This window comes from Orbaceae bacterium lpD04 (assembly GCA_036251935.1).
GTDB lineage: Bacteria > Pseudomonadota > Gammaproteobacteria > Enterobacterales > Orbaceae > Orbus > Orbus wheelerorum.
This window is the reverse complement of the sequence record CP133967.1, coordinates 1642536-1655267: the sequence shown is the minus strand read 5'-3', so window position 1 is coordinate 1655267 and position 12732 is coordinate 1642536. Positions and strand designations below refer to the sequence as shown.

The following is a 12732-nucleotide window of genomic DNA, read 5'->3' as shown; positions in this document are numbered from 1 at the left end:
TTATTTGACCTGCTCTAAAAATACTATTATCAATTATATACTTAATTTAATTAGATGTGGATATTTTAGTTATGTTATCGTCTTATAATCATATAAAAAAAGCTGGCAAAAGCCAGCTTTTTTCATTATGTCGTAAATTAAATACGATGTACTGATGTCGTATTAGTTGTGCCACTTGGAACTAATGCTCCAGATACCATAACAACGATGTCACCAGATTTAGCGTAACCAAGTTTAACGGCCATTTCTTTACCTAAACGGTAAAAATCATCAGTTGAATTAATTGAGTCAATTAACACTGGCTCAACACCTTTAGTTAAAATTAACTGGTTGATGGTTTTTTGGTTTGAAGATAGCGCTAAAATATTTGCAGTCGGGAAGTAATGTCTCACTTCTCGTGCTGATTTACCACTACGAGTTGCAACAATGATTAATGGCGCATTTAATCTTTCGGCAATTTCAACTGCACCACAGCAGACAGCTGCTGTAATTCGTAATTTTTCTAATGGTAGTAAATCTAAAGACGCAGGAATGATTTTATCGGTGCGTTTACAGATTGTCGCCATCACATTAACGGTTTCTAATGGATATTTACCTTTAGCACTTTCACCTGAAAGCATAACTGCATCAGTGCCATCTAAAATTGCATTGGCAACGTCACCAGCTTCAGCGCGAGTAGGGCGTGGGTTTTTGATCATTGAGTCAAGCATTTGTGTTGCCGTAATAACTGGTTTAGATGCTTTAACACATTTTTTAATCATCATTTTTTGAGCGAAGATAACTTCTTCAACAGGAATTTCAACGCCTAAATCACCACGAGCAACCATGATACCATCTGATGCTTCTAAAATTTCATCAAAATTATCTAAACCTTCTTGGTTTTCAATTTTAGAAATAATTTTGATATTTTCCCCACCATGAGTTTTTAAGTGAGCGCGGATATCTTCAACATCAGAGCGCTTACGAATAAACGATGCAGCAATAAAGTCAACACCTTGCTCACAACCAAAGATAAGGTCTTGTTTATCTTTTTCAGCAAGAGCGGGTAATTGGATTGATACGCCAGGTAAGTTAACACCTTTGTTTTCGCCTAAGTCGCCGTTATTTAATACGGTACAAATAACGTCGTTACCTTTAACTTCTTTCACGTCCATCGCAATTAAGCCGTCATCAACTAAAACTCGATCACCTGCTTTAAGATCGCTTGCAAATCCAGTATAAGTTACCGCAACGCGCTCATTATTACCGACAACTGATTTGTCAGTTGTGAAGGTAAATTGTTGACCTGCAACAAGAGAAACATCATGGCCGCCTTCAAGTTTAATGGTGCGAATTTCAGGTCCTTTAGTATCAAGCATAACGGCTGCTTTTAGGCCTGTTTCTTGCATCACTTCACGAAGGTTTTTAATACGTCCGCCATGTTCTTCATAATCGCCATGAGAGAAGTTTAAACGCATAACATTCATGCCAGCATTTAATAATTTAGTTAACATTTCTTTGGACTCTGATTTAGGTCCGATTGTACATACAATTTTAGTCTTTTTCATAATGATATATATCTGCTGTTAAGTTAATATTGAAAGTTAAATTTATAAGAAATAAGCATAAAAAAACCAATGACAAGCATTGGTGTAGTTATAATTTGGATACGACTTGGCTAGTCTCAAGAGTAAATACAATATCGATAAAATAACCTATGTTTTTCATTGACGTTGTTCCCACTAAAATTAGCCCGTAAAAGTTTTAAATAATTAGCTACATTATATATTAACATTTTTTTTAATAAAGATTTTTGTGTCAATAAAAGCAAAATATTAAGATTAATCCCCTTTATTGGTACTTAATTTAAGGCTAGTTGTTATATTAAAAATACGATTAATATCATCATGTTATCTAGGCTAAATTTTACATAAGATCATGAAGTTTAAAAACTATTTCATTCTCGTTATTTTTAAGCGTTAAGCTCTGCTTGTCAGCGGTTTTATTTAAAATAACGGTCGCACCATGTTGTAATAGCTGGTTGATGACAAAATCGAGTTGATTTTGTTGTTCATCACTGCATAACATTTCAGTCGAGATTAAATGAGCAACATTGATCGTATCGTTAGTAAGCGCCGCTTGCCCTGAAAAGGCGTTACACATCTTGCCGTTAATGGTGAAGTTTTCACCAAATTCAATAAAGTTTTGGCTATTGCTATTAATTGTCTCATTATTTAATTTTATCGCCACAAAGCGATGGTGCCGCAAATCTTGCTCAGTAACTGATTGTTTATTATCACATGCCGATAATGTGATAACGCTAATTAATAGCGTTAGAACGTAACAAATACATTTCATGATAATTTCTTTCCTAATTAAGCCGTAAAATTTGCTATAATAGTAACAATTAACTCGATAAGTTACTAAGAATTTATGCCATATAATAAACCCATACAGAGACTTTTTGATCAGCTAAATACAGTTTGCTTGCATGATAAATATAAGCTGCAAAAAGAGTTACAACAAATGATTAAGCAGCAAAATCTTACATCGCAAAGCCTTGCTTTAGTGCAAAGTAAGATTGAAACCGCGCAAAATCATTATCAATTACGCCTGCAGCAATTACCAAAAGAGATTGATTACCCTGATTCATTACCGGTTATTACCAAAAGGCAGCAGATCTATGATGTGATAAAAGCAAATCAAGTCGTGATTATTGCGGGTGAAACGGGATCAGGTAAAACAACGCAGATCCCCAAAATTTGCCTAGAATTAGGCCTTGGTGTAAAAGGCTATATCGGTCATACTCAGCCAAGACGCCTTGCTGCCCGCTCGGTTGCAAGCCGCATTGCACAAGAACTTAACTGCGAACTTGGTGGCCTTGTCGGTTACAAGGTTCGATTTAATGATCAGGTACAAGATAATACGCTCGTAAAATTAATGACTGATGGTATTTTATTAGCTGAAATACAACAAGATCGGCTGTTAAGCCAATATGATACGATTATTATCGATGAAGCCCATGAGCGAAGTTTAAATATTGATTTTATTTTGGGTTATTTAAGGCAACTGTTACCTAAACGGCCTGATTTAAAGGTTATTATCACCTCTGCAACCATCGATGTTGAAAGGTTTTCTCATCATTTTAACAATGCGCCGATTATTGAAGTGTCAGGGCGGACATTTCCTGTCGATGTGCGCTATCGCCCTAGTCATGACGATGAAAATAATGAGGATGATGATTTTCAAGGCATTATCAATGCAATTGATGAGCTTTCATTTGAAGATAATCGTGGCGATATTCTTATTTTCTTAACTGGTGAACGAGAAATTCGAGATCTTGCAGATACACTTAATAAGCTCGATTTACACCACACTGAAGTAGTTCCTTTATATGCAAGATTATCTGCTACAGAACAAAACCGTATTTTCCAATCTCATAGTGGCCGAAGAATTATTTTAGCAACCAATGTTGCTGAAACGTCATTAACCGTTCCTGGAATTAAGTATGTTATTGATCCTGGCATGGCACGAATTAGTCGCTATAGCTATCGAACGAAGGTGCAGCGCTTACCCATTGAAGCGATATCTCAAGCATCGGCAAATCAACGTAAAGGGCGCTGCGGGCGAACATCAAATGGGATCTGTATTCGCCTATATGATGAGCAAGATTTTATCAGTCGACCTGAATTTACCGAGCCTGAAATTTTAAGAACTAATTTAGCTTCAGTTATTTTACAAATGACCGCGTTAGATTTAGGTAATATTGCCGCTTTCCCTTTTTTAGAGCCACCAGAGCAAAAACATATTAAAGATGGGATCCGTTTACTTGAAGAGCTGGGCGCTATATATCATAAAAAAGGTCGCTATCACTTAACTCGAACAGGCCAAATCTTATCGCAGCTTCCAATTGACCCTCGGCTTGCTCGAATGGTCGTTGAGGCAAGAAAAACGGCGAGTGTTAAAGAAATTATGATTATCTCCGCGGCGCTTTCAATTCAAGAGCCAAGAGAACGGCCACTAGATAAACAGCAAGCATCTGATGAAAAGCATCGACGATTTCTTGATAAAAATTCAGACTTTATTAGCTATGTTAATTTGTGGAAATATATTCATGAGCAGCAAGACTTATTAACGAATAACCAATTTAGGCAATTATGTAAAAAAGAGTTTCTTAATTATTTACGTATTAAAGAATGGCAAGATATTTATACGCAAATTAGGCAAACAATTAAACAACTCAATATTCCAGTCAACAGTCAAGATGCCAATTATCAGTCGATACATACCGCTATTTTAAGTGGTATGTTGTCTCATATAGGTATGAAAGAAATTGAAAAATTTGAATATATTGGTGCTAGAAATATTAAATTTGCTATCTTTCCAGGTTCAGGAGTATTTAAAACATTACCTAAATGGTGCGTTGCAAGTGAACTTGTTGAAACGGCAAAACTTTGGGGCCGTAATGTTGCTAAAATTGAACCAGAATGGATTGAGCCATTAGCAACGCATTTATCGAACAAACATTACAGTGAGCCGCGTTGGTCTAAAAAGCAGGGCACGACAATAGCTAATGAAAAAGTGACGTTGTTTGGTTTACCAATTGTGAACTGCCGAGTTGTCAATTATAACCATATTGATCCTAAACTGAGTCGAGAACTGTTCATTAAACATGCTTTAATTGAGGGCGATTTTGATGCTAAATATGATTTCTTATTAAAAAATCATAAATTAGTTGATGAAGTTTTAGAACTTGAACATAAATCAAGGCGCCAAGATATTTTAGTCGATGATGCATTATTATATGAATTTTATGACAGTAAAATACCGCTAACAGTAACCAGTGCTACCGAGTTTGCAACATGGTTTAAACAGCAACAATTAACGGACAGCAATTGTTTATTACTAACCAAAGCAATGCTGATAAACCCTAATGCAGATAAAGTAACTAAAAATGATTATCCAGATTATTGGCTTTATAATGAGCAGATAAAGTTAAAATTAACTTATCAATTTGATATTGGTGGCGTTTGTGATGGTGTTACGGTAAATATTCCGCTTTCAATTCTCAATCAGATTAATAATGAATGTGTTTTTCAGTGGCAGGTTAATGGCTTTCGACAAGAACTCGTTATTGCATTAATAAAGTCATTACCTAAATCATTACGGCGTCATTTAGTGCCTGCGCCTAATTATGCGACAGCATTTTTAGAGCGCACCGAACTTTATAAAAAAGATCTCTTTACCTCACTTGAGTATGAATTTAAAAAAATGACTGGGGTGAATATTAATCGAGACGATTGGCAACTCGATCAAGTTCCTGATCACCTAAAAATGAGTTTTAATATCTTAGATGAGAATAATAAGTCTATTTTGATTGGTAAAGATCTTAATGCGCTTAAAGATCAATTAAAAGTAGAAGTTCAGCAAGTATTAACTAAAATTACCCAGACTAGAAATAATGAAATAGAGAAAAGTAACCTTATTAATTGGGATTTTGGCGATCTCCCTAAAGTTTATGAAAAAAAACAACAAAACTATATGGTAAAAGCTTATCCAACTTTAGTTGACGAAGGTAAGAGTGTCGCAATTAAGCTTGTTGAACGTGAAGATGAACAAGCAAGATTAATGCAACAAGGAATAAAGCGTTTAATTTATCTTAATATTCCATCACCGATTAAATATTTACATGACAAACTACCGAACAAAGCTAAATTAGGCTTATATTTCAACCCTTTTGGTAAAATCACCGACTTAATTGATGATTGTATTTACTGTGGTATTAACTATTTAATTGAAAAAGATCATGGCATTATCTTTTCACAAGCCGACTTTTCGCCATTATTAGATAAGATAAAAGGGGATATTAACGAGGTTATTGTCAGTATCGCAGGCCAAGTTGAGCGGATCTTAACATTAAATTATGCCATCAATAAAAAATTAAAAGGGCGCTTGGATCTAAATATGGCACTATCTTTAGCGGATATAAAGCAGCATTTATCAAGGCTTATTTATAAGGGATTTGTTGCTGATAGCAGTTATCAAAAGCTACCAGATGTCTATCGGTATTTACAAGCTATCGACAAACGCATTGATAAACTTTATGCCGATCCAAATAAAGATCGCTTACATTTGATCGTTGTTGAGCACGTTACCAAACAATATATCGAATTATGGCAAAACCGTGAACTGCATAAAATAGCTGAGCATAAACTAAAGCAGCTACGTTGGATGATTGAAGAATTACGGGTTAATTTATTTGCTCAGCAGCTAGGAACGCCGTATCCCATTTCTGAAAAGCGAATTAATCAGTTCATTGATGAAATTAAGCAATAAAAAAGAGGGCTGTTGACCCTCTTTTCATTTAACTAACTATATTAATTAATGTTTAACGATATAAATCAACATAAATTGTTTTGTTAGGACCTTTCGAATCTTGTGCTATGCGTGAAATATGGTAGTATTTTGCGCCTTTTTCTGCTGCTTTTTTACCAGCATTAAAAGAGATCTCCTGCGCAGTCACATAGTAGCCTCTAAATTTGATACTATCAAATGGCACCATTTTAGCTGCCGTTGCATCATTGAGTTCTTCTATCTTTGTACCATTTGGTAATGTTACAGTGTAACGAGAAGATTTCTGCGGCACAATTGACGGCTTAGCTGAAACAGCCGGCGCAGTAGCGGCTATTGCTGTTTTGCTTTCCGCATCAGTATTTGCTGTCATGTTTTGAGCAGTTTCACCGCTTTTAACTGCTGCAGCTAAGTTAGTATCTGTAGTCGTTTCAACATCTTTTACTGATTTATTGTTAAACTTATCAGCATAAAATTGCTCATTAAATGAAGATGAGGAGTAATAACCAGGGCGTTCAACTTGCATTGCAGCTTCGCCGCCTTGCGCTAAAGCTTGCTGACCCGCTTCAGAATCATATGGAATCGCATTGTCAGGTTGAAGTTTGCGCTCAGGAGCATCTTTCTTAAAGATATACGCCGTGACTTGCTGATTACCACTGTTATTTACTTGAACTAAGCGATCAATGAAAAATGCGTAAGCGCCTCTTGATGAAGCCTCTTTTGCAACCGCATTATTAAGCGCTACTTGAGTTGGAAAATAGCCACGTAATCTAACAATGTCAAAAGGTTCAAAATGAATAGCGGTTGCTTTTGGATATTCATAAATGCCAGCAAATTGCCTAAAATTATCTTGCGGCTTAACTAATTCAGTCGCATCAGCCTTATATAATCTTGCATAAATAATTCTAAGACTATCATTGCTTGGGTGTGAATTTACGCTGGTAATATAAAAGTAAGCAGCATCTTGTTTATCAGCAGCTTTAGATATCGCTCTTGCATAATCAGATTCATTATAATATGAGCCTCTGATTGATATTTCCTTAAATGACTGCAAAGAGGCCGCTTTTTCTGGCGTAAGCTCTTGAGCTGCATAAGAGAACGGTACAACAGACGATAATATAAATAGAGCTAAACACGATTTTTTTAAATTTTTCATTTTCATATAAAAATAAACCTTATAAACAGTGACAACGTCACTAGTTTCTTGTTACTAAATTAAATATTTTCAGCGGCTAAACGAGCTAGAGCTGAGATATTTTTGATAGAAATATATTTACCTTTAACACTCAATATTTCTGTTTCTTGCATGCGAGTTAAAATACGACTTACCGTTTCGATTGTTATTCCCAAATAATTTGCAATATCAGAACGACTCATCGATAATTTAATATTAAGTGATGTGTGACCACGCTGAGCATACCTTGAATATAAAGAATAAATAAACGAAGCCAGTTTTTCTTCTGCATTTTTTTGTGAATATGATAATACAAGCTTTTGATAATTAAGTATATCTTTACTCATTAAGTCTAAAATCATATCTCGAACTTGAGCGTTCTGACTAATGAGTTTTTTAACTTCATCATATTCCAATTCACATGTAAGGGTATTGGTTAATGCTTTTATTGAGTTGTTGTATTTATTATTCGAAATACTATCTAATCCAACGATATCGCCAGGTAGATAAAAACCATTTATTTGCTCGACACCATTCACAGTGACATAGGTTTTCAATGCACCAGAGTGAATAATAAAGAGTTTTTGAAAGGGTGTTCCTTCATGGATAACAACTTGATCCTTAGTAAATTCATGCTTTCGGTTTAATACAGTATGAAGAGTATTACTTAACAACATCGGAATGCACATTGAACCGATACTACAAAGTTCACATGGCACTGAATAACTTTTAGAACGCAGTGGTTTATAAATATCTTGCATGGTGAAGTAATCAACTTTGATGATAACGCATGACAAGATTACCAGTTTTATTCTAAATCTCAAGAATTACCTATTATTATTTGGTAAATATTTTAAATAATTTTATCTAAAAGAACATTATTTTATTTTTTGGGCACTAATTTTTCACTGTAAAAATAGCCTTAACTTGGCTGAAAGATGAAAATATTCTTTTGGTTAGTGTGTATTTACTTATAAAGAGTGGTGATAGGTATGATGTTGATTAATATTAATTATAAATAATATCTTGTTTAACATAATATACATTATGCGAACCAAGATAGATTTTTAAGCAACAAACGAAGTTAACCAAATTAATAACTCAAACAATATAAAAATCTTTACAAAATTTTTTACGCCAAACGGTAACGCCTTACTTGTGTGATCGATATTCAAAATTTATCGTATAAAATAACTTATCTTATGAAAATAAATAAATATCGTTTAAAATCAATTCATTAGAATAATGTATATTATGTTAAACTGTGTATTTATACAGTTTTGAGCTATTTTCAAACTCTGAAGGTTTAATGTTGCCATTAAATGTTTTATGACTGATCAAATAATGATTTGATCGTAAATTCGATATTATTAAAATGATTGAAATATATTTGATTAAATTAATGCGCTGCAAATAATTGCCTATGTTAGCGTTATTTGATGTTCCAATTTAATGCTTATCAAATTACAAATATCTTATAAAGGAAGATGTAAACTTATAGCGCAAATAAAATACCGCTTATTTAAAACCATTTACTGATACTAAAATGCATTGAACTCGTCAAATAACCGGATAAATTCGCTGAAGGAACGTATTAATTAAGTCGCTTTTAGTGTGCGATTAAATTTTCTAATGCTTATGGTTATATTTCGTCCTTACGAATAACGCCTTGAATCAGATCAGGATTTGTTAGTTATCAACCGTTTTACACACGGTTTTTGTGGGTATTTAGGTTTATTGCTTAGGTTATTTGCTAAATGAAAATGGCTCAAAGTCATTTATAAGCCAATACCTTACTTACTTGGAATAAATTATTCATAACGCATAAAATGCGCATTAAAAAATGATACATTTCTTAATGTTAAGAAAAAATAGTTCTTAATGTTTCTTGCTTGTGGATAACTTGTGAATGAGTTTTATTGTAACGATATATTTACACTTATATTGCTATTTAGCCTTCATAATAACCACATATCGATGATCTTGATGACTTTATCGATATTTATCATGGTTAATATAATAATTTAAGTGACAGTGTAATGATAAGGTGATTTTTATTTATGATTTCAATACGTTTGTTATTGTCCGTATTGGCTGTGCTGAGTGAGCCTCCCCTATTCTATTTTTATATGATTGGTTTGTCGTGCAAAATATTTGTAATGATTAATTTGATGAAGATTTTGGCTCTACTATCTATTTATGGTGATATGTTTCATTATTTTTATGTGTTAGTCGCTTATTTTTAGTATAAAAAAAGCCTGCTTGATTAGCAGGCTTTAAAAGTAACATTTCGCTTAAATTACAGTTTTTCGATTTCAGCGTACTGTTCTAATAATTTTACTTTATCATCTTGGTAACCTTGGCGTTTTTCTTGCTCTTTAGCAACTACCGCTTCAGGCGCTTTATCAACAAAACCAGGATTAGATAATTTAGTCGTAATACGATTAATTTCATTATCCATGCGCTCAATTTCTTTACGTAAACGAGCAAGCTCATCGTCTTTATTAATTAAGCCAGCCATCGGAATTAGTAATTCAGCACCTTCAACTAATTTCGTTACCGACATTGGTCCTTTTTCACCGTCATCTAACATAATAATTTCAGATAAACGCGCTAATGACTCAATAAATGTGACATTGTCACTTATGCGACGGTGCGTGATAGCACTAGCATCTCTAATCAGTAATGTTAATGCTTTACTTGGTGCTATATTCATTTCAGCACGAATATTACGTACTGCGATAACGACTTGTTTTATCCAATTAAGGTCGTTAACAGCTTGTTCATCATGCCATTTAGCGTCATATGTTGGCATTTTTTGTAGCATAATCGTGTCAGCTGTGATCCCCATTAACCCTTTTACATTTTGCCAAATTGCTTCGGTAATAAATGGAATAATTGGATGAGCAAGCCTTAGCAATCCTTCAAGTACTGAGATTAATGTATGGCGAGCTGCGCGCTGCTGATTTGCATTACCATTAGCAATCGCTGATTTGGTTAGCTCTAAATACCAATCACAAAATTGATTCCAAGTAAATTCATATAATATACCCGACGCCATATCAAAACGATACGTTGCAAACGCTTCTTGATAGGCTTTAATCGTTTGATTAAACTCAGCTAAGATCCACTTATCGGCTAATGAATATTCTAGCTCACCGCCATTAAAGCCACAATCATGCTCCTGGGTATTCATTAGTACGTAGCGGCTGGCATTCCAAAGTTTATTACAAAAATTACGGTAACCTTCTAAACGCTTTAAATCCCAATTAATATCACGACCAGTCGATGCAAGGGCTGCTAACGTAAAGCGCAGCGCATCGGTGCCATGAGGTTCAATGCCATTTGGGAACTGTTTTTCAGTGCGTTTAGCTATTTTTTCAGCTAACTGAGGCTGCATCATATTACCAGTACGTTTTGCTAATAAATCAGATAATGAGATCCCATCAATCATATCTAAAGGATCAATTACGTTACCTTTAGATTTAGACATTTTTTGTCCTTCTTCATCACGAATTAAGCCAGTGACATAGACCGTTTTAAACGGTACTTGTGGCTTGCCATTTTCATCTTTAATAAAGTGCATGGTTAGCATTATCATTCTGGCAACCCAGAAGAAGATGATATCAAAACCGGTCACCAATACATCGGTTGGATGGAAGGTTTTTAAGTCATCGGTATTTTCAGGCCAACCTAAGGTTGAGAATGTCCAAAGCCCTGACGAGAACCAAGTATCAAGTACGTCATCATCTTGGGTTAATTTGATGTCACTTGCAATGTTGTTTTCACGTCGAACTTCATCTTCCGTGCGGCCAACATAAACATGGCCTTGCTCGTCATACCAAGCCGGAATTCGATGTCCCCACCATAATTGCCTTGAAATACACCAATCTTGGATATCATTCATCCACGAAAAATACATATTTTCATATTGTTTTGGTACAAACTGGATTTCACCGCTTTTAACCGCATCAATCGCAACTTCTGCAAGTGGCTTGGTTCTTACATACCATTGGTCGGTAAGCATTGGCTCAATCACAACCCCGCCACGATCGCCATAAGGAATGGTTAAATCATGGGGTTCAATTTTATCTAAAATAGCGAATGCTTCACACGCAGCAACGATCGCTTTACGAGCTGCAAAGCGCTCTAAACCTTGATATTGCGATGGTAAGTCAGCGCTGTAGTCTGTTGATGCTTCACCATTGGTATTAAATACTTCAGCTTGCTGGCGAATATCACCATCAAAGGTAAAAATATTAATCATTGGTAGATTATGGCGTTTACCTACTTCATAGTCATTAAAATCATGAGCCGGTGTGATTTTTACGCAGCCAGTACCTTTGGTCATATCGGCGTGTTCATCACCTAAAATCGGGATACGTCGATTAACAAATGGCACCATAACATATTTACCAATAAGGGCTTTGTATCTTGGATCTTCAGGATTAACTGCAATACCAGTATCACCGAGTAAAGTTTCAGGCCGAGTTGTTGCAACAACTAAATAGTCTTTTCCATCAGCGGTTTTTGCGCCATCTACCAGCGAGTAGCGAATATGCCACATTGATCCTTTAACATCTTTATTCTCAACTTCTAGATCTGAGATCGCTGTGCGTAATTTTGGATCCCAGTTAACGAGTCGTTTGCCTCGATAGATCAAATCTTCTTTATATAAGCGAACAAAAACTTCTTTAACCGCGTTTGATAAACCGTCATCCATGGTAAAGCGTTCACGATCCCAATCAACTGAGTCACCTAAACGGCGCATTTGTTTCGTTATGCTGCCACCGGATTCGGCTTTCCATTGCCAAATTTTGTCAATAAAAGCATCACGTCCATAATCGTGTCGGGTTTTATTTTCTTCCGCTGCAATTTTGCGCTCAACCACCATTTGGGTTGCAATACCTGCATGATCGGTACCCGATTGCCATAAGGTATTATTACCTTGCATGCGGTAATAACGGATCAGTGCATCCATAATAGTTTGCTGGAAAGCATGACCCATATGCAAACTGCCGGTAACATTTGGTGGCGGAATTGCGATGCAGTAACTTGGCGCAGATTTATCGCCATTAGGCTTAAAGTAGCCACTGTTTTCCCAATGTGTATAGATGGGTTGTTCAATCTCTTGAGGATTATAGGTTTTATCTAATGTTATTTTCATAATACTTTTCAGATCCAGCCACATAGGGCAAACAATAAATACAAATAAATGGGCAATATTC

At 35.2% G+C, this 12732-nt stretch carries 6 protein-coding genes; 1 reads left to right on the top strand and 5 read right to left on the bottom strand.

All coding sequences use genetic code 11. The annotated features are described in order from the left end of the window. Positions 1 to 137: 137 nt before the first annotated feature. Together pykF and RHO14_07505 are read right to left on the bottom strand one after the other, a co-directional pair. Positions 138 to 1547, bottom strand: coding sequence for a pyruvate kinase PykF (gene pykF / locus RHO14_07510; protein ID WVD70200.1), 1410 nt, complete (start codon positions 1545 to 1547; stop codon positions 138 to 140). Positions 1548 to 1905: 358 nt separating this feature from the next. After that, positions 1906 to 2337, bottom strand: coding sequence for an META domain-containing protein (locus RHO14_07505; protein WVD70199.1), 432 nt, complete (start codon positions 2335 to 2337; stop codon positions 1906 to 1908). 75 nt (positions 2338 to 2412) lie between these two features. On the opposite strand from RHO14_07505, the gene hrpA reads away from it, so the two are divergent. Continuing rightward, on the top strand, positions 2413 to 6315 hold the full coding sequence (gene hrpA / locus RHO14_07500) for an ATP-dependent RNA helicase HrpA (GenBank protein WVD70198.1): 3903 nt from the start codon (positions 2413 to 2415) through the stop codon (positions 6313 to 6315). Positions 6316 to 6367: 52 nt separating this feature from the next. On the opposite strand, the gene RHO14_07495 is transcribed toward hrpA, so the two are convergent. The 3 genes from RHO14_07495 to RHO14_07485 form a co-directional block, all read right to left on the bottom strand. Continuing rightward, complete coding sequence (locus tag RHO14_07495) at positions 6368 to 7492, bottom strand: DUF1471 domain-containing protein (protein WVD70197.1); 1125 nt, start codon at positions 7490 to 7492, stop codon at positions 6368 to 6370. Between the two features lie 53 nt (positions 7493 to 7545). Continuing rightward, complete coding sequence (locus RHO14_07490; protein ID WVD70196.1) at positions 7546 to 8265, bottom strand: helix-turn-helix domain-containing protein; 720 nt, start codon at positions 8263 to 8265, stop codon at positions 7546 to 7548. Positions 8266 to 9803: 1538 nt separating this feature from the next. After that, complete coding sequence (locus RHO14_07485) at positions 9804 to 12671, bottom strand: valine--tRNA ligase (GenBank protein WVD70195.1); 2868 nt, start codon at positions 12669 to 12671, stop codon at positions 9804 to 9806. Between the last annotated feature and the right edge of the window lie 61 nt (positions 12672 to 12732).